This window comes from Sneathiella sedimenti (assembly GCF_017313765.1).
Classification (GTDB): Bacteria; Pseudomonadota; Alphaproteobacteria; order Sneathiellales; family Sneathiellaceae; genus Sneathiella; species Sneathiella sedimenti.
Genome location: NZ_JAFLNC010000004.1, coordinates 65,206 through 88,488, shown reverse-complemented (window position 1 = coordinate 88,488; position 23,283 = coordinate 65,206). Strand labels below are relative to the sequence as shown.

Below are 23,283 nucleotides of genomic sequence, written 5' to 3'. Positions count from 1 at the left end.
ATTATTATTTTTGCCCGCCCTGACGCGGGAACGACTGGAGTTTCGGACATGGCTAAGCCGACAACATTGAAAATAAGGCTGGTAAGCACCGCGGATACTGGTTTCTTTTATGTAACCAAGAAAAACCCGCGCACGCTGACGGAAAAGATGGTCGTACGCAAATACGATCCCGTTGCCCGCAAGCATGTGGAATTCAAGGAAGCCAAGATCAAATAGGCTTCTGCACGCTGAATGAAAACAGGCCGCAAGTTGTTGCGGCCTTTTTTGTTGGGAAATCGGTATTCTTAACGCGCAGCGACGCCCGGCTGGCTTTCAAATAGATCGATGCTCGGGGGCGAGACAACCACACGATTACGACCATCCCTTTTCGCCTTGTACAGCGCCTCATCGGCCCGCTTGAGCAGGCTGTCAGATTCCTCGCCCTTTTTCGACACGGTTACGCCGATAGAACAGGTAAGCTCGAGGTCTAGGGATCCCTTTCTCACGGAGACCGGCTTCTCCGCTATCTGTCGACGGAGACGTTCGGAGACAGACGCTGCGACGGAAAGATCCGTATCCGGCATGATCACGACAAACTCCTCCCCGCCGTACCGGCAGGCAAGGTCGATTCCGCGCACGCTGGTGCCAATGCGGTTCGAAAATTCCTTGATGACATCATCCCCGACATCATGGCCATGCGCATCATTGACCCGCTTGAAGAAATCGATGTCCATGATCAGGGCGCAAACGGGCTTATAGTCCAGTTTCGCCCGCTGCAGCATGGCATCAAGGTGATTGGACATATAGCGCCGGTTATAGAGTCCGGTCAGGCTGTCGGTCACCGCCAGCTCCATGCTGCGATGGAAATTGTGGCGAAGCCGGTCCTGATATTGCTTGCGAAGGATCTGAGTCCGGGTCCGGACGATCAACTCATTCGCATCGATCGGACGCATGACATAGTCATTGATGCCGATATCCATGCCCTTGATGAGCTTGTCCTTATCCGAATCATCCACCAGGGTCAGGATCGGTAGCTGCCGTGTCTCTTCCAGGCTCCTGATCTTGGAGCACAGGCGCAGCGGATCGTGCGTCGCAGAATCCAGGCTGATAACGGCGAGATCATAATCACCGCCGCGCAACAGAACCTGCGCTTCCTCCATATTCGGCTCAAGCGTGATATCGTATGTTTCCGCGTAGATTTCCTTCATCATGCGGACGGAATATTCGTTATCGTCAATGACCAGGATCCGGGCGCGCTGAATAGCCTCTTCCTTACGGTCGGACATGCTGATCACGCCCATTTCCGAGCTGGTTTCCTCCCGCAGGCGGAATTCATCCATCATCATTTTCAGGCGCAGGAGCGATTTCACCCGTGCGAACAGGGCGAGATCGTCAACCGGTTTCGTCAGGAAGTCATCCGCCCCGGATTCCAGTCCCTGGACCCGGTCGGCAGCTTCGCTGAGCGCTGTGACCATCACTACCGGGATATGCGCCGTCAGCTTGTCGGCTTTCAACCGCTGACAGACTTCGAATCCGTCCATCTGCGGCATCATAACATCCAGAAGGATGAGGTCCGGCTGTTCCTCGAGCGCAATTTTCAGCGCATCCGGGCCGTTACTAGCTGTCACCACGTCATAATATTCGACGGACAGTTTTGCCTCGAGTATTTTGACATTCGGGATAACATCATCGACAACTAGGATGCGTGCAGACATATATCTAGCTCAAAAATTCTTTAACTGTGTTCAGGAAATTCTCAACGGAAATCGGCTTGGCGACATAGGCCTCACACCCCCCCTCGCGAATTTTTTCTTCGTCCCCCTTCATTGCAAAAGCGGTGACGGCGATAACAGGAATTGACTTCAGCGCCTCATCCTCTTTAATCCATTTCGTCACTTCCAGCCCTGAAACCTCGGGCAGCTGGATATCCATCAGGATCAGGTCCGGCATATGCTCCCGCGCGAGACTCAAAGCCTCCATTCCATCTTTGGTCTGGATGGTGTTGTAACCATGCGCATCCAGAAGATCATGGAATAGCTTCATATTTAAGTCGTTATCTTCGACAATCAACACTGTCTTCATTTTCAGTACGTCCAATTTACTAGTACAAACGCCATGGTGAGACGGCTAAAATAGACTCAAAAAGAGCTTCCGAATTCCAATTTGCAACACATGAGACTATCATTCCTTATCAATAAACAGATATATGTTTAATTTTCTCTTACCATATATGGTTTCAGGCACAGAAAACTTATGAATCGCGAAGAATCTGAAATTATTGCGCTACAGGCGCTGACATTTATCGCCGGGCAGGAAAAAATAATGGGCTGGATGCTGGCGGAAACCGGGATAGATCAGGGGACGCTGGCCCAGTCGGCTGATAATCCCGAAATTCTGGCCGGTGTTCTCGATTTTTTACTATCCCACGAAGAAATACTTATTGATTTTTGCAACCAGGAAAGCCTGAGTGCCACCAGTCCGGTGCGTGCACGGCAGTTTTTGCCCGGCGCCCCGGTAGAGGACTATTAAGCATGTTTACAGGTATCCACGATGAGGTCCGTCCCCAGTTACAGGGTTTGACTATCGATCGCGATCGTCCGCTGGTTATTACTGATGCCGATGAGGTCCTGTTTAATTTCATGATCGGCCTTGAGGACTTCCTCAAATCCCTCGAACTTTATTTCGACTGGTCCTCTTTCGCGCTGACCGGCAATATCCGTCGCACCAGCGATAGGGAACCAATCGAAGCGGCGGAAGTCGGGGCGCTTCTGGCCGATTTCTTTGATCAGCGCTGCGCCGTTCTTCCCGCTGTAGACGGCGCGGCCGAAGGACTGGCCAGCCTCAGCGAACATGCGCAGATTGTGGTTCTTAGCAATGTTCCGCCCAAATATGCCGACAAGCGGCGAAGCAGCCTGTCTGACAAGGGGATGGATTTCCCTCTAATTGCCAATGTCGGCAGCAAGGGACAGGTCGTCAGATACCTGACCGAAGGGCTGAAAGCCCCGGCCTATTTTATTGACGATATTCCCCATAACCACAGTTCGGTCAACGAGCATGCCGCGCATGTGCATCGGCTGCATTATATCGCCGACCCTCGCCTGTCCGATCTTCTGGGGCCCGCGGAACATAGTCATAGCCGCCTCTATAACTGGCCGGAAATCAGCGCCCATATTATCCGGCATATCGAAACCGGCGAGTACTGACAGGGTGCCATGGCCAGCCTTTGTCGCCATTGCCTGACGATCCTGGAGGATAACAGACCTGGCGACAAGGCGCGTTGCCCCGGCTGCCGGTCGCCGAGAATACTCCACCATGCTGAATTGTTCGATCTCTTCATCGCCCATGTCGATTGCGATGCCTTTTATGCGGCCGTGGAGAAGCGGGATAATCCCGATCTCAAGGCCAAGCCGATCATCATTTGCCATGACAGTCCGCGGGCCGTTGTTTCCACCTGCTGCTACCTCGCCCGCATGTCTGGCGTGCGCTCCGCTATGCCGCTTTTCAAGGCAAAAGGGCTTTGTCCGCAAGCCCTGATTATCCCGCCGGATATCCCAAAATATGCTGCTGTCAGCCGCGAGATACGCGGGCTATTCGATATGCTGACGCCGGATGTGGAGCCGCTTTCCCTTGACGAGGCCTTCCTCAACCTCTCCGGCACCGAACGACTGCATCACCGCAACGCGGCGCAATCCATGGCCTGGCTCGCCCGGGAGATTGAACAGAAAATCGGGATTACGGTGTCAGTCGGACTCAGCTACAACAAGTATCTCGCCAAACTCGCCTCGGACCTCGATAAGCCAAACGGATTTGCCGTCATCGGCCGGTCGGAAGCCCTGGAATTTCTTAGAACGCGCCCGGTCAGCGATATCTGGGGCGTCGGCAAGGCCCTGGAGCGCAAACTCACCGCGGAGGGCATCACCACTATCGGGCAATTACAACACCGGGAAAAAGCGGAACTGGTTGCCCGCTACGGGGTTATGGGGGGTCGCCTCTACCATCTTTCCCGCGGTGAGGATGACCGGCGCGTCAAGTCCGACCTCCGCGCCAAAAGCATCTCTGCGGAAACGACGTTCAGTACGGATATCTCGGATATTGATATTTTGCTGGCCCGGCTCTGGCCCCTCTGCGAAAAGGTCTCAAAACGCCTTAAAAAATCGAACAAGGCAGGCAAAACCATCACCCTCAAGCTAAAAACAGGGAGCTTCAAGACCCTGACCCGCAGCCACACCCTGTCCTCACCGACGCAGCTTGCTGAGACACTCTACCGCGCGGTAACGCCCCTCCTGCAAAAGGCGGCACCGGGCAATAATTTTCGCCTGATCGGGGTCGGCATCAGCAGTTTCGGTGACCTGGACGACGCAGACAGGCCGGATCTGCTGAGCGGCAATATCAGTCATGACAAGGACGTTGAGGCCGCGATCGACAAGCTGAGAGACAAATTCGGTGACGCGGTCATTATCAAGGGCCGCGGTCTCACACGAAAAACGGACCCCTAAAGGATCAGGAACATTTTTCCGGCGCCAGGAACGTCAATTCCGCGATATCGCCCCGCAGCGAGAAATCGCTGTAATCAAGATGCAGGTCGGTCGCCACGCCATTGCCGAAGATCTTCATGGCAATTTTATAGTCGGGCTCCGTCTGCTGCTGACTCAGATCGAAAAAGGAGATTTGCAGGGGCCAGAACGTCTGCCCTTTCAGACCCTTTTCCGATTTCGGCGGCGCAAGAAGTGTCTGCGCCTTGCCAATCACTGCAAGGGTATCAGACAGCCCATCCTCCCCATTGCCGTCATAGACTTTCGCGGACAGAAGGTTTTTCCCCGTGGCGGCAGCCTTCAGGACCTGGCGGGTGTGTTCGCCCGGAAAGATAACATCGTTCGGCAATTCCATGTTGGGCTGATCTGGGTCGCTGAATTCGACAATCGTGCCATTTTCACGGTGCTCGGCAACGCCGCTATATTTTTCGATTAGTTGGCCGTTCAGCATATTGGACATATCGAAGCGCATCATGCGGCCGCTGTTGTCTTCCCAGGTCGACTGGCTGTAATCGGAGACAATGACGTTGCCTTCAAAATTGATCATTTCCAGGACCATGCGTTGATTGACGATCAGGCCGTCGCATTGTTGCTCTATCTTCATGACAATGCGCCCGCGCACGCCTTCTATGCCGCTATTGTCACTCAGTTCTTCCAGACGCAGGTCATATACGGCTTGATGAGAGGTCAATTGCAGCGGCGCAGCAGAAGATATACCGGCAATGCCGATCAGGCAGATACCAAAGAGACCTAGTACAACTTTTGACCAATTCATTTTTACTATTAACCTATATTAACGGAGTGACGCAGACCGCTTAAAGTCCCTGGAAACCAGTAATATACCTCTAATTTACAACTGTGAAGGTTTATCGCGGAACATCAGAATATTCTGTTCATATGGGTCAATTATTCCAGTCTGAAAGGCATAAAATTCCCCTCAATTTTACCTAAAATGTGAACAAAACCTTTATAATCCAATTTAACCCATTGTTTTGTATTGATTTTTTAATTCTCAATTTTTGGCACGTTAGCTGCATCAGTCTTCAACAATAGGATTGTGTCGGTCAGGTCGTGAAGAATTGCAAAGCAAACGAATGACCAGAACGGCTTAAGTGAGGAGAATAAATTAATGTCATCGCCCATGACGAATATATCGTCAGTTCAGACTGGTCATCCGCTGGGTTTTGAGGCGGAAATCGGCGCACAGCTAGAAGATCTCTCCACGGTACTCAGGACAAGCCTGAGACGTCAGGCGCCCGCAAAACACTGGCAATTGATCAATCGCGTCATCGCCTACGCCGCCAGCGCGGAGCAGCACATATCCGAGCAGCAGCAACGGATCCAGGAGTTGGAGGCTCTCTCCACAACGGACGAGCTGACCGGCCTGCATAACCGCCGCGGCCTGAATGACTTCATGACCCGCACCCTTGCCATGGCACGTCGCCACGGCGAAGAGGGAATCGTTGCCTTCCTCGACCTTAATGATTTCAAGGAAATCAACGACCGGTACGGTCATGACACCGGGGACACTGCGCTCCGGCAATTCGCCGAGAATATCCAGCGGAACCTCCGTGGTTCGGATTTCGTTGCCCGCATTGGCGGCGACGAGTTCGTCTTTGTCCTAACCCGGACAAATGCCGAAAACGGTCGGGCCCGAGCCCTTGCCATACAGCGTGAAATCAGCGCCACATCCATTTCGGCGCGCGGTCGGAAAATTTCCCTGAAGGCCAGCATGGGTGTCGTTCCCTATAACGGGGACAGTACTTTTTGCGACCTGATAGGTGCCGCCGATAACGCCATGTATGAAAACAAGAAGGCGAATAAAAAGACAACGCGGGTTTCCTGATCCCGTGAAACTTTGCCTCGCCGATTAATCCCGGCGGAACAGCTCGATCGGTTCGCGGACGCCGCGCAACTCGTGAAATCCGCAAGAACGAAGCGAAGCGGCCGCGTCTGCACATGTCCGGACAAAGTCACCCGACGCGACCAGGTTGGCCCCCAGGTCATCACAAAGCGCTTCAATCCGGCTTACCTCATTCACCGCCGGTCCGATAACCGTGAAATCGAGACGTGTTTCCGACCCCACATTGCCATACATCACCTCGCCCACATGCAGGGCGATGTCGAGCTCCATCGTTGGCTTGCTTATGTCACGCCGCTTTACATTGAGGCGGTCAACACCTTCCTTCATCTTCTCGGTCACATCGAGGGCGGTTTTGCATATTTCCTGCACCGACCGCTCGTCCGCCGTGGTCAGCTCGAACGTCGCGAGAATGCCGTCCCCCATAAATTTGAGGATTTCTCCGCCGACGGCCTCAATCGGGCTCGCCATATGATCCAGATAACTATCCAGCATTTCTACAAGCTCTACTCGTTCGATTGTATCGGACAGTGTTGTGAACCCCTTAAGATCGGCATAAAGAAGCACAGCATTAATACTATCAACGGAGCCGCGCCGAACCTGGCCGGAGAGGACCTTACCCGCGGTATCCCGCCCGATATAGGTTTCCAGCATCGAACGGGCGGTCCGGAAGGAGGCAATGCCTTTTGCCGCAAGTCCGAAAACCGGGATCGCCTTGCTCAGAATACGAAACTCTTCCTCAGTGAAGCCTCCGGGCCGGTCAGACGCCCAACTGGTGATCAGTCCAGCAGAAGTTTCCAGGCTCTGGTTTTCAAATCCCCAGCCGAAATCGAAAATTTGACAGAACCAGTCTGTCATCCCCTCATCCCGAAATTCCACCAATACCGGAAAATCAAGCTCACTTCCCTGTGTCAAAGGCCGGTGCAGGAATGGGATCTTGTTCGTCAGCATGAAGAAGAAGGGGCTGGCGAACCAACCCTCCCCCGGAATGTCTGAATGCAGGAAGTTCGTATTGGTCACCAGGCCTTCACCGCGTCGCCAAGTATACATGAAAGCGCTGACCTGCGGATGGATGGCGCTGAGAGCAATATTTCCCCGCTTGAGCCGAACCCCGCGCTTATTGAGTCGTTCACAGAATTCCGTGAAGAGATCCCGAACGCGGGTTCCCGTCAACCCGGCATCAATCAGCCAGGCAAACAGTTCCCCGTTTTCATCATCTGCCCTGAAATGGCCACAGCGATTTTCGAAACTGACGTTATCTACAATACCCATCGATACACCTGGCTGGTTGGAATGGTCCCGTTGATATAGGCTAATTTTATACTGATAAAAGTAGAACGCGAAAAAATTATCGAGACGGCGCTCCCGGGCTGGCCCTTGGCGTATCCCCGTGATAGAAATCGCCTACAGCCTTTTGCAGGAAAGCAGACCATGAGCGAGATAAAAAAATACTGGCAGAACTACATTAACGGGGAATGGGTCGACGCCCAGGAGGGCGGGCGGATCGAGATTGAAAACCCGGCAACCGGCCAGATCATCGCCGAGGTCGCGCGGGCTCAACAAGCTGATATAGATAAAGCCGTTGCCGCCGCACGCGCCTGTTTTGAAAGCCGCGAGCTCTATAACATGCGCCCGACGAATCGGGGCGCGCTGATGTTTGAAATTGCCCGCCACATGACGGAAATGGCGGATGAAATCGCGCTTGCGGAATGCCTTGATAACGGGAAGACGCTCGCCGGCGGCAAGAATGAAGCAATGGCCGCAGCGCGTTATTTCACCTATTACGGCGGCCTTGCCGACAAGCTGGAAGGACGGATGATCCCGCTTGGCGCCGACTATGTGGATTACACCATCCCCTCCCCCTTCGGCGTGTCGGCACAGATCGTTCCCTGGAACTTTCCGTTACAGATTGCCGCGCGATCCGTCGCCTGTGCCCTCGCGACCGCCAATACGGTAGTCCTGAAATCGCCGGAGCTTTCGCCAGTTTCCACCTATTTCATTGCCGAGGCCTGTCACCGCGCCGGCATCCCGAAAGGCGCCGTCAATATACTCTGTGGGTATGGGCATGATTGCGGCGCCGCGCTGGTCTCCCATCCGGATATCGACCATATCGTCTTTACCGGCTCGGTCGCGACAGGACAATCGATCCTCCGCGCGGCGGCAGAACGGGTGATCCCCTGCGTCATGGAACTTGGCGGCAAATCCGCGGGCATCCTGTTCAAGGACGCCGACATCGATCAGGCCATCAACTCCACGGCGAGCGGAATTTTCAGCCATGCCGGACAGGTTTGTTCCGCCCAGTCGCGGCTGATCGTGCCGACGTCACTTCAGGCGGAAGTCGTTGAGAAGATGGCCGCGAAGGCGAAATCGCTTTCCATCGGGCCGGGTATCGACGGGCACGACCTGACGCCGGTGATCTCCGGCACACAAGCCGACAAGATCGAGGGGATGTGCCTCGCTGCCTCACAGGCCGGGGCGGAAGCCGCGGCCGGCGGGCGCAAATGCAGCGATCTTCCCGGGCATTTTATCGAGCCGACGGTTTTTACCAATGTTACGCCGGACATGACAATTGCGCGCGAAGAGGTTTTCGGGCCCGTCCTTTCCGTCCTCACCTATGACGATCCGGAAGAGGCAATTGCGCTCGCCAATGGCACGGATTACGGCCTCTGTGCCGGCGTCTACACGAAGGACCTCGCGACTGCCCATTGGGCGGCGGATCACCTGATCGCCGGACAGGTGTTTGTCAATGAATGGTTCGCCGGTGGCATCGAGACGCCCTTCGGCGGCATGAAACGGTCCGGCTACGGGCGGGAAAAGGGCCAGGAAGCGCTCCTGAATTATGTCCAGACAAAAAATGTCGGCATTCGGATTACCGGTGGCGGCGGTGGTCGTCCCGGTGGATGACCCAAGTTACCAACCCAGTAAAACAGAGGTAGAAAATGACAGGCAAAATTGACGCACATCTGGCGGATCTCGGCATCGAAATTCCGGCGGCATCGGCTCCCGCGGCGAATTATGTACCGTACGTAAAAACCGGAAATCTGGTCTTTGTCTCGGGACAGGTTCCGTTTGTCGATGGCAAAATCGCCTTTCAGGGCAAGGTCGGCAAGGATTTCACGACGGAAGAAGCCATGGCCTGCGCGCGGGTATGCGCACTCAATATCATTTCCCAGGTGAAAGACGCCTGTGGTGGCGATCTCGACAAGGTGGTGCGCTGCGTCAAGCTGGGCGCGTTTGTGAATTGCATCGACGGCTTTGGTGAACAGCCGAAGGTCGTCAACGGTGCTTCCGACCTGATGGTAGAGGTTTTCGGCGACAAGGGCCGTCATGCCCGCTTCGCCGTCGGCACCAATGCCCTGCCGATGAATGTCGCCGTTGAGGTCGACGCGGTCTTTGAAATCAGCTGACCCGGTTTGGGGGGCGCCCACGACACGCTCCCCCATTGGTCCGCCCAAAGACGGAATTCAGCTGGCGGGCGGACCCTCAAAATGAAAGGCTTCAAGAAAAACCTTGAATTCTTCCCGCACCGCAAAAAGATATCTGTTAAAGTAGGAAGTGGCGCTATTACTACAGTTTTCCGGGCCGTATGTCTGACACACCCTTGATTAAAACCCTGCAGTCCATCGCCGAGATAAGTGAGGCCGACTGGAACGCCTGCCTGACAACGGATCATCCTTTCGTTACCCACCAATTCCTGAAAGCGCTGGAGGATAGCGGGTCTGTATCCGCCGATAGCGGCTGGATGCCGTATCACCTCGCGCTGGAGATTGAGGGCAAGATTGCCGGGGTCGCCCCGATGTATGTGAAAGGCCACAGCCAGGGAGAATATGTCTTCGACCATAGCTGGGCCCATGCATATGAGCGGGCGGGTGGCCGCTATTATCCCAAGCTTCAGCTTTCGGTGCCCTTCTCCCCCGTTACAGGTCCGCGCCTTCTGGTGCCGGACGGGCCGGAACGGCAAACCCACCAGCGCCTGCTGCTGCAAGGCACCAAACAGGTCGCCGAGAAGCTCAACCTCTCCTCCGTGCATGCAACTTTTCTGGAGCCGGCGGAACATGAACTAATGGAGCAGGAGGGATTTCTTATCCGTACGGGGGAGCAATTCCACTGGGTGAATGATCGTTATGAAACTTTTGATGATTTCCTCGCCCAGCTTTCGTCCCGAAAGCGCAAGGCCATCCGCAAGGAACGCAAAGGGGCGACAGATAACGACCTGGAGTTCGAGATCCTGACCGGAGACGATATCGGCGAAGCGCACTGGGACGCCTTTTACAATTTCTATATCGACACAGGCAGCCGCAAATGGGGCACGCCTTATCTGAACCGCAAGTTTTTCAGCCTGCTGGGAGAACAGCTTGGCGAGGCCGTCGTCCTCTTCCTCGTCAGCCGAGATGGCCGCTACATTGCCGGGGCCCTAAACCTGAAAAGCCGTGACTGCCTCTATGGCCGCTATTGGGGCTGTATCGAGGACCACCGGTTCCTGCATTTCGAAACCTGCTACTACCGCGCCATCGACTATGCAATCCAGTATGGCATCAAGCGGGTCGAGGCTGGCGCGCAAGGACCACACAAACTCGCTCGCGGCTATCTGCCGACGGAGACCTACTCCGCCCACTGGCTGCGTGATCCCGGCTTTCATGACGCGGTCGCCGATTACCTGAAAGCAGAGACCAAACAGGTTGAAGCCGAGATCAACTATCTTGCCGGCCACTCCCCTTTTCGTCGCGAGACTTCCTGCTAGTCGCCTGTCCAGGTCGTTGGCAATTGAAATCTAATATTGAAAATTTCCGAGATTTGATGTATATCAAATTTACGTTTACGTAAACGTAAAGGACAGCCGCCAAGACGCTGCCTCCGACAACAGGAGCAAGGGAGCAAACATGACCGACCATATTACGCGTGACCCGATTTACGAAACCGTAAGCCGTGACGACTTTCCGGCCATGCTGGACGTCAACCGCTATGGGACGCGCACGGACGCCTTCGATGGCATTATCTCCGCGACGCATGATCATTTCTGGGACCCGATGGATGCCACCTATCTCGATTTTTCGAGCCCCTTCGATATCACCAAGGAATATTTGATGCCGCCGGAAACCATTCCGGAACTGCAAAGCGCCGTTGCTGACAAGCTGGATGAAGGGCAGAAAATCAAGCTCGCCAACGAGAGCACCCGCTGGAGCCTCTCCAGCATTCTCCATGGGGAACAGGGCGCGCTCAGCTTGAGCGCCAGCCTTTGCCATATCATGGTTGACCCGGGGGCCCAGGAGTATGCCTCCAACCAGACCCGCGAGGAAGCCCGCCACGTCACCGCCTTCAGCCGCTATATCGGCACCCGCTGGGGTCGCCCCTACCCCGTTGGCGAAGCGCTTGGCAACCTGCTTGAAGAGCTGGTCGGTGCAGAGGAAGTCTACAAGAAGCTTGTCGGCATGCAGATGCTGGTCGAGGGACTCGCCATGGGCGCATTCGCGAATATCCATGCGAAAACAAACGACCCCCTTCTGAAAAGGCTGACCCAGCTGGTGATGACGGACGAGGCTTTTCATCACAAATTCGGCAAGATCTGGGCCGACAAAACCATCCCCAAACTGGACACGGAAGAACATAACCGCGTCGAGGATTGGGCGGCGCAATGTTTCGAGACAGTTCTGTTCAACCTCATCAATATCCGCCAGAAGCAAGTCATTTACGAACAGTTCGGGCTCGACTGGCAGTGGGTGCGCGATGCCTGCCGCGAAGTGTTTACCGATGAAGACCGCCGCGACACCTTAAAGGAATCCACCAACATCTTCCGTGTTCTCGTGAAGACGCTCCTGAAGTCGGGGATCATCACCGACCGCACCCGCCCGATCTATTCGCATTGGGTGGATATGGAGGAAATGGCCGGTGAGAATGAGGATATGGTCGGCTACGCCATTGCCGATGAAGGGATCGAATATCTGCGAACCCTGAATGCGGGCCGCCGGGTCATCGGCCAAAAGTAACCTGATAAGTAAAACAAACAAAAAAGGCGGGAAAACATTCCCGCCTTTTCCTGTTTCCGGTGAAGCCGCCTACTTCTCGGCCAGCTCCGTATCTTTTTTGGAGCCCTTCCTTTTCGTCTTTTTGTCCGCGTCGTCCTTCCGGTTCGACTCTGCGGCGCTCTCGATCTTGAAGGTTAGTTCCCCGGCCTTCACGCCGACGGACACATGGCCGCCCTTCGCCAGCTTGCCAAAGAGCAGTTCTTCGGACAGCGGCTTCTTGATGCTTTCCTGAATAACCCTTGCGAGCGGCCGGGCGCCATAGTTGACGTCATACCCCTTCTTGGCCAGCCAGGTTGCGGCTGTGTCCGTCAGGGAAATCGTGACGTTACGATCCTGCAACTGTGTTTCTAGCTGCAGCACGAACTTCTCGACAACGCGGGAGACTATTTCCGGCGGTAACGGTGCAAAAGGAATGGTCGCATCCAGGCGGTTGCGGAATTCCGGCGTAAAGAGACGTTTGATCGCCTCTTCATCCTCGCCCTCCCGTACATCATTGCCGAAGCCGATGGCCTGTTTGGTCATTTCATGAGCGCCCGCATTGGTCGTCATGATCAGAACCACATTGCGGAAGTCCACCTGCTTGCCGTTGTTATCTGTCAGCTTGCCATGATCCATGACCTGCAGAAGGATGTTGAACAGGTCCGGATGGGCCTTCTCGATTTCGTCGAGCAGGAGGACCGAATGCGGCTGCTGATCGATGGCGTCCGTAAGCAGTCCGCCCTGATCAAAGCCGACATAGCCCGGAGGCGCGCCGATCAGGCGGCTGACCGTATGCCGTTCCATATATTCCGACATATCGAAGCGCACCAGGTTGAGCCCCATAATGGAGGCCAGTTGGCGCGCCACCTCTGTCTTGCCGACGCCGGTCGGGCCGGAGAAAAGATAGGAACCAATGGGCTTTTCAGGCTCGCGAAGGCCCGCACGTGCCAGCTTAATGGAACTTGCCAGCGCATCAATCGCCGCATCCTGACCGAACACTACGCGGCGGAGATCAACATCTAGCTTGCGCAGGTTGACGGTATCTTCCTTGGAGACGGATTTCGGGGGAATGCGCGCGATCTTGGCAACCACGGCCTCGACATCCTTGACGCCGATGGTCTTCTTGCGCTTGCTTTCCGCCTTCAGCATCTGCGCTGCGCCGACCTCGTCGATCACGTCAATCGCCTTGTCCGGCAACTTGCGGTCATTGATATAGCGCGCGGAAAGTTCCACGGCCGAGCGGATGGCCTCCGCCGTATAGCGGATCTTGTGATACTCCTCGAAATAGGGTTTCAGGCCCTTCAGGATTTTGATGCTGTCCTCGACTGTGGGTTCGCGCACATCAATTTTCTGGAACCGGCGCAACAGGGCGCGGTCCTTCTCGAAATGACTGCGGAATTCCTTGTAGGTCGTCGACCCGATGCAGCGGACATCGCCACTCGCGAGTGCCGGCTTCAAGAGGTTGGAGGCATCCATCGCCCCACCACTTGTTGCACCCGCCCCGACGATGGTATGGATTTCGTCGATAAAGAGGATGGCATTATCCAGGCCCTGCAATTCGGAAATCACCGCTTTCAACCGTTCCTCAAAATCACCACGGTACCGCGTCCCGGCAAGGAGCGATCCCATGTCGAGGGAGTAGATAACGGCGGGCAGCAGCACGCTTGGCACTTCGCCATGCACAATCCGGCGGGCTAGCCCCTCTGCGATGGCGGTCTTACCGACACCGGGGTCGCCGACATACAGCGGATTGTTTTTCGACCGACGGCAGAGCACCTGGATTGTCCGCTCAACTTCCTCCGTACGGCCGATCAGCGGGTCAATCTTGCCCGCAGCGGCTTTCTCGTTCAGATTGACGCAATAGGCATCCAATGCCTCCAGGTTTTCGACCTTTTCTTCGGGCGGCGGCGTATTGTCCTTTTCGGCCTTATACTCCCCGTCCACGCCGCGAATGGCGCGGGCGGTTTCCTTGCCCGGTGCCTTGGCGACGCCATGGCTGATATAGCTGATGGCGTCGAGGCGGGTCATCTCCTGCTTTTGCAGGAAATAGGCTGCGTGGCTTTCCCGCTCGGAAAAGATCGCAACCAGCACATTGGCGCCTGTCACTTCCTCCCGACCGGAGCTTTCCACATTGATCAGTGCCCGCTGGACGACCCGCTGGAAACTCAATGTCGGGCGCGCCTCAACGAACCCGTCCATGACGAGGTCATCCAGTTCATCGGTAATAAATGTCTCCAGGTCCCGGCGCAGCAGATCAACATCCACGTTACAGGCGCGCATCACGGCGGCCGCGTCCTGATCCTCGGTCAGAGAAAACAGCAAATGCTCCAGCATCGCGAATTCATGACGACGCGATGTCGCCAACGCCATTGCACGATGTAGAGTCTCTTCAAGTGAGTTGGAAAATCCCGGCACTATTCTTTCTCCATCGTACATTGTAAGGGGTGTTGATTTTCGCGCGCATAGTCAATGACCTGCGCCACCTTGGTTTCAGCGATCTCATACGGGAACACACCGCAATTGCCGACACCCTTCTGATGAACATGCAGCATCACCTGTACAGCGGTCTGCTCATCCATATTGAAGAACTTCTGGAGTACATATACCACGAACTCCATCGGCGTATAATCATCGTTCAACAACAACACACGCCACAGAGACGGTTTTTTGGTTTTGGGCTTTGTTTTGGTGACAAGGCCCGTCCCCGTTCCCTGATCGTCATTGTCTTTTTTGTCGTCGCCACTCATCTTCATTTTTGCCCAACCAGATATGATAATGTTCTGTCACTCCATCTTGCTACGCCAGTCTGGCCTTAGTTCAACGCCACGCCCACCTATTTAAGTATATATCTTAACAGGAAATTCAAAAAATATTATTACCGAAGATAAAAATTTATCAAAAAGTGATCGGCAGGCGATTGGACACGAAAAAAGGCCCGGAAAAATCCGAGCCTTTTCTAGACGCTTTATAACTCAGCTGACGTTAAGCCTGCTTAGAAAATATATCGAGGTTGGTCGCATACTGTGCACCAAAAGGCTCGAAAACTGACTTAGCAGCATCTGCAACAAGAGAGTTGAACTTGCCCATTTCAGACACGTAGCTCTGCAGGGAATTGCGAGCATACTCAGTCTGAATTTCGACAACTTTCGTTACATCTTCCGTTTCAGCAATCGTTTTCGTTACATTGAAAACTTCCTGCAGACGGTCGGTGCCGAATTCGATCATCGCAGCGCCAATTTTTTCGCTTTTCTCGACGGCTGCGTTGCTTGCTTTTACGAAAGCTTCTGCGCTGTTCTTGTCATAGAACTGAGAACCTTCAAGATTCTTGATAGCTTTTTCAAAACCGGTCTTACCTTCGGCAACTGCCTTTTCGTAATTGGTCTTGAATGTTTCTGTGTTGGACTTGAATGCCTTTTCGGCAGCTTCAGTTCCATTGATGAAGGCATCCTGAAGTGTCTTGCGGCCGGTTGCGACCATTTCTTCGATTTCCTTCGTAACGACAGCCGGGTCAACGGTTGCGTTTGTCGTTGCTTTCTTAGTCATAGACTTAACCTTTCTGATTAGCGTCTTAAAATTTCATTTGCTGCACTGCAACAATGTCACCTGTATATAATAAGGACCTGATGGATGTCAATGACTTTTTTGTGCACTGCAACAAAAACGAAGAAATAATTTAACTATTTGATTTTAATATAATATTTTAAATATTCAGGCGTTTTCTTCCGCGGAATTCTGCGAATGCAACAAAAATTTCACATATAAATGGGGCCCAGACGGGCGTTTTTAGAGGTCCAGGCCGTTATCGCCGATCTGCAACTTGAAGTATGTGCTGTCCCGTCCGCCGTTATAGTAGCGCGACGACCGGCCGAAGACGACGGGCACATAGGGTTCCTGGAACGGCACACCGGTTTTATCCCCTCTCGAAAGGACCTCGCGGAACGGCAGCTTGGCGATGTCCGCGTTGTCATCGGTCCAGGCGTAATACTTAAAGTTCCCGTCGCGGCACACCATGGCAATCCAGTAGAACTCATCGGAATGGAGGATCTGCCCCTTGATCGCCGGCTTCTCAAATCCGGACTTGATCAGCGCCTGTTCAATCGCGATCAGGTCCTTGAGGCTGATAACCTCCTTGCTTTCATGGGTCGCTGCCGGACCGGATCCTCCCGCCCCCAGCAACCAGTTCACGCTGATACCTCCCCGAAATACGCGTGTTGTCTGTGTCGCCGAGTCCGATGTCACGATCTGGAGAATGTCATAGGTGCGCACCTGCTCGTCATAAATCGCATTATAGATCAGCCGATAGCGGGCATTGCGCCCTGGCGCGCAGTTGGCACGGATATCATCTCCGTTGGCATAGGAATACCACTGAAAGGGCCGGAAGACCGGGTTATTTGTTCCGCCGTCCGCCGTACAGGCGGTGAGCAAAATAGACAGGCACATGATCCGCAGGCTTGAGGATATGACGTTCATCGACCCTCTCCGTTTAATTTTAATTTCGAAAGTTACCAGATATTAACCATCCGCCTGTAAGATAAAAGCAGAAAACACGAAATCGCGATAAGTTACGAACTTCAAGAGGATAAGTTATTTTGTTGAGATGCGGAGACAAAAAAATTATCGGGAATTTGATAGACATGATTCGCGAAATTTTTTACACTCCTTCCGGAGCGGGGAATTTCGCGCGTAATCTTATTCGTAATGTTAGTAGTATAGGTAAGCCGTTGGTACAGTGTTCAACAAGAGCGACGTCAAGTGCCGGCCCGGATAACTTCCGGACAAAATTGCTTGCCCTAGCGACAGGACGCGCCATGTCCCACCTGGTTGGCGGTCTCCTCCTTCTCCTCACAGTCATGGTGACATTGCCGGACGCGGCACATGCCCGGTACGCCGCGATTGTCATGGACAGCCGCACCGGTGAGGTGCTGTATGCACGCAACGCCGATGACCGGCTTTATCCTGCCTCCCTGACCAAGATCATGACCCTGTACATGACCTTCGACGCGCTTAAGCGCGGCAAGCTCCGGCTGGACCAGAAACTGCCGGTCTCTGCCCGTGCGGCAGGGCAGACACCAACAAAGCTCGGCCTCAAAAAAGGGGACCGGATCACGGTGCAGGACGCCATGTTCGGCCTGATCACGAAATCGGCGAATGACGCGGCAACTGTCCTTGCCGAAAGCATGGCCGAAAGTGAAGCCGCCTTTGCACGCGACATGACGGAGAAGGCGAAACGTCTCGGCATGAGACGGACCAGCTTTCGCAACGCCAGCGGCCTTCCCAATCGCGGGCAGAAAAGCACGGCCCGCGACATGGCCATTCTGGGCGCGGCGCTGATCCATGATTTCCCGCAATATTATCACTTCCTGTCACTGGAAGAGTTTGACTACAAAGGCAAGGCCTTTAAGAACCACAACAATCTTTTGAAGAAATACAAGGGTGCGGACGGCATCAAAACCGGATATATCCGGGCGTCGGGATTCAATCTGGTCGCCTCCGCCAAGCGCGGCAGCAACCGGTTGGTCGGCGTCGTCTTCGGCGGCCGTTCGGCGAAAAGCCGCGATATTCATATGGCGGCGCTCCTTGATAAAGGCTTTAGCCAGATTGAACAAATTCACCCTTCAGTCGTTCCCCTGCCGCTTGACAGGCCACAGCAGATCGCGCTTGGCACCTCTCACAGCCAGCCCGCGGAAATCAAGGTGGCTTCAGCAGCCCCCGCGCCGCTGCCAATCGTAAAAGAATTGGCCGCAACCTCCTCCTCGCCTGTTCGCTCAGTTGATGTCGTCAAGGGCGCGCGCGCTGATCCGTCTGCCTACAAGATGGATCAAACCGGCAAAACCGACTGGGCCATACAGATCGGTGCCTACAGCCTGATGACCACGGCCCGCGACCAGGTCTACAAGGCCGCCGCTCAGGCTGGCAGCATTCTGGTGGGGCGCCGCGTTAATATCGAGAAGGCGATCTCCGACGGCAAGCCCTTCTACCGGGCTCAGCTCACTGGATTTGAGGAAGCGGAAGCCCGCGAGGCCTGCAGCAATCTTGCTGAGCGTCGCTTCTCCTGCTTTGTCGTGGCGCCGGACTTGAGACTTCCAAACTATATCGCGCAAAACAGCAACTCCTGATCCCTTACAGGGCGTTTAACGGCACCTTCAGGTAGGAAACTCCGTTCCCTTCCGCCTTGGGCATATGCCCGGCCTGCATATTCACCTGAATGGAGGGGATAATCAGGACCGGCATGGATAGCGTGGCGTCGCGTTCCGTCCGCATCTTGACGAATTCCTCTTCGCCAATACCGTCATGTATATGGATGTTGGTTGCACGCTGCTCCGCGACTGTTGTCTCCCAGGCGAAATCGCGGTTATTCGGTCCGTAGTCGTGGCACATGAAAAGGCGTGTTTCCGGCGGAAAGGCGAGTATTTTCCTAATCGAGCGATAAAGGGTACGGGCGTCGCCCCCCGGAAAATCGCAGCGGGCCGTCCCGTAGTCGGGCATAAACAACGTATCGCCGACAAACACGGCATCCCCGATTTTATAGGAGACACAGGCCGGCGTATGGCCCGGCGTCTCCAGTATTTCCAAAGTCATACCGCCAACATTGATCGTCTCCCCGTCCTTAAAAAGACGCTGAAACTGCGAGCCGTCCTCGGGCACATCATCCCCGAAATTATAAACCTTCTTGAATGTCGACTGGATTGACGTCACCACGCCGCCAATGCCGATCACGCCTCCCAGCTTCTCCTGCAGGTAGGGGGCCGCCGTCAGGTGATCTGCATGAACATGGGTTTCTAGGATCCATTCAACTTCCAGATTTTCCGCCCGAATAAAGTCGATAATTTCGTCAGCGGCTGTCGTCGACGTCCGCCCTGAGTTATTTGCATAGTCCAGCACGCTGTCAATAATGAGGGCCTTCCGGCTGCCTGGGTCGGAAACGACATAGCTAACCGTGAATGTCGGCTTATGGAAAAAGGCTTTTACATCTGGATTCATTTATCGCGCCCCCGCAGAAGTGTTCGTAGTCGATATTTATGACTTTTCATGCTACTTGACAATATATCTATATATTCGTAGATATACAAGTATGAACATAAAAAATATGAAAGCGTCCGCCGCACGGGCGAGCAACTTGATGAAAGCCCTCTCAAGTGAAACCCGGCTGTTGCTGCTTTGCCGGATGAGCGAAGGAGAAGCCTCCGTCACAGAACTCGCGGAGATGCTGGCCATGCGTCCCTCCTCTGTTTCGCAGCAGCTTTCCCTGCTTCGTAAGGATGGGCTGGTCAAAACACGGCGGGAGGGACAGACGATTTTTTACTCTCTTCACGGTGAGGAGGCGCAGCAGGTCATTTCCGTTCTTTACGCGCTATATTGCAAATAAGATTAGATCAAGGACGACTTGAATATGGAAAATTTTACGCCCTATAGTTCACTGATCGGCGGCATAATTCTCGGGATCGCCTCCACCCTGCTGCTCATGGCCGGCCGCATCGCCGGCATCAGCGGAATCCTCTCCAACCTTATTCCACCGCAAACAGACGACACCATGTGGCGGGTCCTGTTTATTGCCGGACTCCTCATCGGGGCCGCTGCCTATCCCGTCTTTGGGGGTGACATGACGTTCTTGGATGTCAACCCATACCAGCTTTCGGACAACGCCCATTTTGTACTGTTGGTTATTGCCGGGCTGCTGGTTGGCGGTGGCACGTATATCGGGGCAGGCTGCACCAGCGGCCATGGCATCTGCGGACTTGGCCGACTGTCGTTGCGGTCCCTCACCGCCGTAATGATATTCATGGCTGTCGCCATTGTGACCGTTTTCATCATGCGCACCGTTTTGGGAGGCTAACCATGTTCAACATCATCAGCCTGATATCCGGCCTTCTCTTCGGCTTCGGCCTTGCACTTTCCGGTATGGTCAGCCCCGGAAAGGTTATTGGTTTTCTGGATTTAACCGGCAACTGGGACCCGAGCCTCGCCTTCGTCATGGGCGGCGGCGTACTCGTCAGTGTTATCAGTTTCCGATATATCCTGAAGCGACCGACGCCCGTCTTCGGGAGGGAATTCAAGCTGCCGACCAGGAACGACATTGACAAACACCTGATCTCGGGCGCCGTACTTTTTGGACTTGGTTGGGGTCTTGGCGGCCTGTGCCCGGGTCCGGCGCTAAGCTCCCTTGCTTATGGCAACCCCAAAATCTTCGTTTTCGTCGGCGCGATGGTGGCGGGCATTGTCATCGCCAAGATCCTGACAGGAACCTTCAGGAAAGAGGCTTAGCGGGCGGGAGATATTTTCTCATTTATATCACCGCCAAACTTGGCTAGTCTGTCGGCAGGATATAAATAAAAACAACGGGAAATATCATGCCATCATCCAATAAAGTCGCCATCATTACCGGGTCCGCCACAGGTGCGGGCGCCGCAATTGCCCTCGCCCTCGCCGAAAAAGGCTATAATGTCGTCATTAACTACACGAAAAGCCTGAAGGAAGCGGAAGAAACCGAAGCGGCCTGTGCCGCCAAAGGCGTCGAGACCCTTTTGTTTCAGGGAGACGTTTCGAAGGACGACGACTGCCGTGCCATGGCCAAGGCGGCGATGGATAAATGGGGCCGCGTCGATGTGCTGGTCAATAATGCCGGAAAGACGAAATTCGTCGCGCATAGCGATCTCGACGGACTGAGCGCCGATGATTTTCATGATATCTACAGCGTCAATACGATCGGTCCGTTCCAGATGTCCCGCGCCGTCGCTCCCTATATGAAGAAAACCGGCAAGGGCTCCATCGTTATGATTTCCTCCGTCGCGGGAACGAACGGTATCGGTTCCAGTATTGCCTATGTTGCCTCCAAGGGGGCGCTCAACTCAATGACCAAGGCGCTTGCGCGGACGATGGGCCCGGAAATCCGGGTCAACTCCATCTGCCCCGGCTTTATCGAAACCCGTTGGCTCTTGCAGGGTTATGGCGAGGATAAGTATGACGCCTATAAAAAGAGGCTGGTCCGCGATGTGCCACTGAAAGCCGTCTGCCAGCCGGAGGATATCGCTGACGCCGTTCTTTGCTTCACCGAAGGCGGCCACATGATTACCGGCGAAATTGTCATTGTCGATGGCGGCATGCATCTGGGCGCCTGATCAGCGGCAGTGTCCCCTCTTCCCGACGATATCGCCCGCGCCCTCGGTTATCCCTATCCGAGGCCCGCGGGCTCCTTCCTCTTTTCCGGCGGCGCGGCACAGGCCCTGCCGCCGGAGACAGACTTCGACGGGAGAATTCCGGTGCTTGCCTGCGGCTCCAACGGATCGCCGGTACAGCTGCTCCGCAAATTCGGCACGTCCCCGGATTATCGCATTCCGGTGACGGCAGCAAAGCTCTATGATATCTGCTGTAGCTACTCCGCGCATTTTTCCGGCTACGGATCGGTCGCCGCGGCCCTGCACCCAGCTTCGGGTGCTGTCACCCATGTCCATATCACCTGGCTGAACGAGAGAGAGCTTATGCGCATGCATGAGACTGAAGCCATCGGCCAGAACTACCGCTTCGTCAGGATGGAGGGGGTCGGGCTCCATTGCGCGGAACATGGCGCGATTGACACCGTCCATGCCTATCTCAGCCTGCGCGGCAGCCTCTTGCTGGACGGCAGGCCCGTCGCACTCGGCGGCATTGACTGCTCGGGCGCCCCCTTCCCGGTCCTGGACCAGCAGGCCATTCAGTCGCGCCTTCGCGATACTTTCGCGCCCGGGATGGACCTTCATGATTTTATCCGGCAAAATATAACCGATGCGAAATTAAGGGCGGAAAGAACCAACCGCCTTGCCCGCCACGCGCAGGTTTTTGACCACCCCGGAATAACAACACTCCTCGACCAGGCAATCTAAATGCAAGACACGAAACGGACCATTCTAGCGCTCATCGTCGGCGGGATCGGAGGAGCCCTCTTTTTCATCGCCGATCTCCCCCTTGCCTGGATGCTGGGCTCGATGGTGTTCTCCACTGTTGCCGCGTTGCGGGGCGTCAACCTCGCCGTCAATGGAACCTTACGCAAAATTATGACCGCCATCCTCGGCGTCATGCTCGGCAGCGGGTTTTCAACGGATACCTTTGCAGCCATGGGACGATGGAGCGGCGGCCTGCTGCTGCTTCTTGTCAGCGTCGCCCTGTCCATGGGGATTGTCTATCTGTTCTATCGCCGGATCGGCAAGTTCGATCCCGTCACAGCATATTTTTCTGCAGCGCCCGGGGGTCTCAACGTGATGTATGAGGTCGGAGAGGCGAAGGGCGGCCATGGGCCGACGATCGCCCTGATCCATGCCTCACGCATCCTGATCCTGGTGATGACCGTTCCCTTGATTTTCCGTTATGGCGTCGGCTTCGTTGGCGCGGATCAAACAGTTTCCCTGTTCGGCTCAATTCAGGATATTGCGGGGGACGGCTGGCTCCTGCTTGCCGCCCTGATTGGGTATGTGGGCGGATATCTCTGCCGCCTGCCTGCCTATCACCTGATGGGACCGCTGCTGGCAACCGCGGTCGTTCAAATGGCGGGGATCACAGACGTCTCACCACCGATGATTCTGGTTTACGCGTCCCAGTTAGTGATTGGTACAGCGATTGGTGCCCGCTTTCTTGGCACCCGATTTCGCGACATTCGCCGTGTTATCGGCCTCAGCTTTGTCTCCACGACACTAATGGTGCTGATCGCCGCTGTCTTTGCTTATTTCTTTGCGGAAACAATTGGTGTCAGTGTCGCCGGGATTATTCTCGCGCTCAGTCCGGGGGGGCTTGCGGAGATGTCGCTGGTTGCCCTCGCCCTCGGGATCGATGTCGCTTTCGTCTCCACCATGCATGTGATCCGCATCAGCCTGATCATCGCGCTTGTGCCGATGGCTTTCACCGGTATTGAACGTATCCTCACGAAACAGGCGAAATAGCC

At 54.9% G+C, this 23,283-nt stretch carries 25 protein-coding genes; 16 read left to right on the top strand and 9 right to left on the bottom strand.

What is annotated here, in order from left to right; all coding sequences use genetic code 11:
• Window positions 1-48: 48 nt before the first annotated feature.
• The gene (gene rpmG / locus J0X12_RS12120; protein WP_161337956.1) at window positions 49-216 is read left to right on the top strand and encodes a 50S ribosomal protein L33; all 168 of its coding nucleotides are present in this window, start codon (window positions 49-51) and stop codon (window positions 214-216) included.
• A gap of 68 nt (window positions 217-284) precedes the next feature.
• On the opposite strand, the gene J0X12_RS12115 is transcribed toward rpmG, so the two are convergent.
• Complete coding sequence (locus J0X12_RS12115; RefSeq protein ID WP_207046103.1) at window positions 285-1,694, bottom strand: PleD family two-component system response regulator; 1,410 nt, start codon at window positions 1,692-1,694, stop codon at window positions 285-287.
• A gap of 4 nt (window positions 1,695-1,698) precedes the next feature.
• A complete protein-coding gene (locus J0X12_RS12110; protein WP_207046102.1) occupies window positions 1,699-2,061 on the bottom strand; it encodes a response regulator in 363 nt (120 codons plus the stop codon).
• A 171-nt stretch (window positions 2,062-2,232) separates the two neighbouring features.
• On the opposite strand from J0X12_RS12110, the gene J0X12_RS12105 reads away from it, so the two are divergent.
• Genes J0X12_RS12105 through J0X12_RS12095 form a run of 3 tightly spaced genes read left to right on the top strand, consistent with a single transcriptional unit; the run spans window position 2,233 to window position 4,475 of the window.
• A complete protein-coding gene (locus tag J0X12_RS12105) occupies window positions 2,233-2,508 on the top strand; it encodes a DUF3572 domain-containing protein (RefSeq protein WP_207046100.1) in 276 nt (91 codons plus the stop codon).
• Window positions 2,509-2,510: 2 nt separating this feature from the next.
• Window positions 2,511-3,182, top strand: coding sequence for a hypothetical protein (locus J0X12_RS12100; protein ID WP_207046099.1), 672 nt, complete (start codon window positions 2,511-2,513; stop codon window positions 3,180-3,182).
• 9 nt (window positions 3,183-3,191) lie between these two features.
• Window positions 3,192-4,475, top strand: coding sequence for a DNA polymerase IV (locus J0X12_RS12095; RefSeq protein WP_207046097.1), 1,284 nt, complete (start codon window positions 3,192-3,194; stop codon window positions 4,473-4,475).
• 4 nt (window positions 4,476-4,479) lie between these two features.
• On the opposite strand, the gene J0X12_RS12090 is transcribed toward J0X12_RS12095, so the two are convergent.
• Window positions 4,480-5,286, bottom strand: a complete 807-nt coding sequence (locus tag J0X12_RS12090; protein WP_207046095.1) for an EipB family protein — start codon at window positions 5,284-5,286, stop codon at window positions 4,480-4,482.
• A 354-nt stretch (window positions 5,287-5,640) separates the two neighbouring features.
• Here J0X12_RS12090 and J0X12_RS12085 point away from each other — a divergent pair, with 354 nt between their 5' ends.
• A complete protein-coding gene (locus J0X12_RS12085; RefSeq protein WP_207046094.1) occupies window positions 5,641-6,357 on the top strand; it encodes a GGDEF domain-containing protein in 717 nt (238 codons plus the stop codon).
• 24 nt (window positions 6,358-6,381) lie between these two features.
• On the opposite strand, the gene J0X12_RS12080 is transcribed toward J0X12_RS12085, so the two are convergent.
• Complete coding sequence (locus J0X12_RS12080) at window positions 6,382-7,644, bottom strand: adenylate/guanylate cyclase domain-containing protein (protein WP_207046092.1); 1,263 nt, start codon at window positions 7,642-7,644, stop codon at window positions 6,382-6,384.
• Window positions 7,645-7,803: 159 nt separating this feature from the next.
• Here J0X12_RS12080 and J0X12_RS12075 point away from each other — a divergent pair, with 159 nt between their 5' ends.
• The 4 genes from J0X12_RS12075 (at window position 7,804) to J0X12_RS12060 (ending at window position 12,356) form a co-directional block, all read left to right on the top strand.
• Window positions 7,804-9,276: an aldehyde dehydrogenase family protein gene (locus J0X12_RS12075; protein WP_207046090.1), complete on the top strand. Its 1,473-nt coding sequence runs from the start codon at window positions 7,804-7,806 to the stop codon at window positions 9,274-9,276.
• A 35-nt stretch (window positions 9,277-9,311) separates the two neighbouring features.
• Window positions 9,312-9,779, top strand: coding sequence for a RidA family protein (locus tag J0X12_RS12070; protein WP_207046088.1), 468 nt, complete (start codon window positions 9,312-9,314; stop codon window positions 9,777-9,779).
• Window positions 9,780-9,958: 179 nt separating this feature from the next.
• Window positions 9,959-11,113: a GNAT family N-acetyltransferase gene (locus J0X12_RS12065; protein WP_207046086.1), complete on the top strand. Its 1,155-nt coding sequence runs from the start codon at window positions 9,959-9,961 to the stop codon at window positions 11,111-11,113.
• Window positions 11,114-11,252: 139 nt separating this feature from the next.
• The gene (locus J0X12_RS12060; RefSeq protein ID WP_207046084.1) at window positions 11,253-12,356 is read left to right on the top strand and encodes a ferritin-like domain-containing protein; all 1,104 of its coding nucleotides are present in this window, start codon (window positions 11,253-11,255) and stop codon (window positions 12,354-12,356) included.
• Window positions 12,357-12,425: 69 nt separating this feature from the next.
• On the opposite strand, the gene clpA is transcribed toward J0X12_RS12060, so the two are convergent.
• The 4 genes from clpA to J0X12_RS12040 all read right to left on the bottom strand — a co-directional run bounded on the left by clpA (window position 12,426) and on the right by J0X12_RS12040 (window position 16,844).
• Window positions 12,426-14,744 carry an ATP-dependent Clp protease ATP-binding subunit ClpA gene (gene clpA / locus J0X12_RS12055; RefSeq protein ID WP_237688148.1) on the bottom strand — a complete coding sequence of 773 codons (2,319 nt, stop codon included), beginning with the start codon at window positions 14,742-14,744 and terminating at the stop codon, window positions 12,426-12,428.
• A gap of 44 nt (window positions 14,745-14,788) precedes the next feature.
• On the bottom strand, window positions 14,789-15,121 hold the full coding sequence (gene clpS, locus J0X12_RS12050; protein WP_161316273.1) for an ATP-dependent Clp protease adapter ClpS: 333 nt from the start codon (window positions 15,119-15,121) through the stop codon (window positions 14,789-14,791).
• A 235-nt stretch (window positions 15,122-15,356) separates the two neighbouring features.
• Window positions 15,357-15,917 carry a phasin family protein gene (locus J0X12_RS12045; protein WP_207046080.1) on the bottom strand — a complete coding sequence of 187 codons (561 nt, stop codon included), beginning with the start codon at window positions 15,915-15,917 and terminating at the stop codon, window positions 15,357-15,359.
• Window positions 15,918-16,157: 240 nt separating this feature from the next.
• Complete coding sequence (locus J0X12_RS12040; RefSeq protein ID WP_207046078.1) at window positions 16,158-16,844, bottom strand: hypothetical protein; 687 nt, start codon at window positions 16,842-16,844, stop codon at window positions 16,158-16,160.
• Window positions 16,845-17,182: 338 nt separating this feature from the next.
• On the opposite strand from J0X12_RS12040, the gene J0X12_RS12035 reads away from it, so the two are divergent.
• On the top strand, window positions 17,183-18,490 hold the full coding sequence (locus J0X12_RS12035) for a D-alanyl-D-alanine carboxypeptidase (RefSeq protein ID WP_207046077.1): 1,308 nt from the start codon (window positions 17,183-17,185) through the stop codon (window positions 18,488-18,490).
• Between the two features lie 4 nt (window positions 18,491-18,494).
• On the opposite strand, the gene J0X12_RS12030 is transcribed toward J0X12_RS12035, so the two are convergent.
• Entirely contained in the window at window positions 18,495-19,355 is an 861-nt protein-coding gene (locus J0X12_RS12030) for an MBL fold metallo-hydrolase (protein ID WP_207046075.1), read from the bottom strand.
• A 91-nt stretch (window positions 19,356-19,446) separates the two neighbouring features.
• Here J0X12_RS12030 and J0X12_RS12025 point away from each other — a divergent pair, with 91 nt between their 5' ends.
• The 6 genes from J0X12_RS12025 to J0X12_RS12000 all read left to right on the top strand — a co-directional run bounded on the left by J0X12_RS12025 (window position 19,447) and on the right by J0X12_RS12000 (window position 23,281).
• The gene (locus J0X12_RS12025; protein ID WP_207046073.1) at window positions 19,447-19,740 is read left to right on the top strand and encodes an ArsR/SmtB family transcription factor; all 294 of its coding nucleotides are present in this window, start codon (window positions 19,447-19,449) and stop codon (window positions 19,738-19,740) included.
• A 24-nt stretch (window positions 19,741-19,764) separates the two neighbouring features.
• Window positions 19,765-20,208, top strand: a complete 444-nt coding sequence (locus tag J0X12_RS12020) for a YeeE/YedE family protein (RefSeq protein ID WP_207046071.1) — start codon at window positions 19,765-19,767, stop codon at window positions 20,206-20,208.
• Between the two features lie 2 nt (window positions 20,209-20,210).
• Entirely contained in the window at window positions 20,211-20,636 is a 426-nt protein-coding gene (locus J0X12_RS12015; RefSeq protein ID WP_207046068.1) for a DUF6691 family protein, read from the top strand.
• A gap of 86 nt (window positions 20,637-20,722) precedes the next feature.
• A complete protein-coding gene (locus tag J0X12_RS12010; RefSeq protein ID WP_207046066.1) occupies window positions 20,723-21,490 on the top strand; it encodes an SDR family NAD(P)-dependent oxidoreductase in 768 nt (255 codons plus the stop codon).
• Between the two features lie 9 nt (window positions 21,491-21,499).
• Window positions 21,500-22,231 (top strand): hypothetical protein, encoded by a 732-nt coding sequence (locus J0X12_RS12005; protein WP_207046063.1) that lies wholly within the window; start codon window positions 21,500-21,502, stop codon window positions 22,229-22,231.
• Window positions 22,232-23,281, top strand: coding sequence for an AbrB family transcriptional regulator (locus J0X12_RS12000; RefSeq protein ID WP_207046061.1), 1,050 nt, complete (start codon window positions 22,232-22,234; stop codon window positions 23,279-23,281).
• Window positions 23,282-23,283 lie beyond the last annotated feature (2 nt).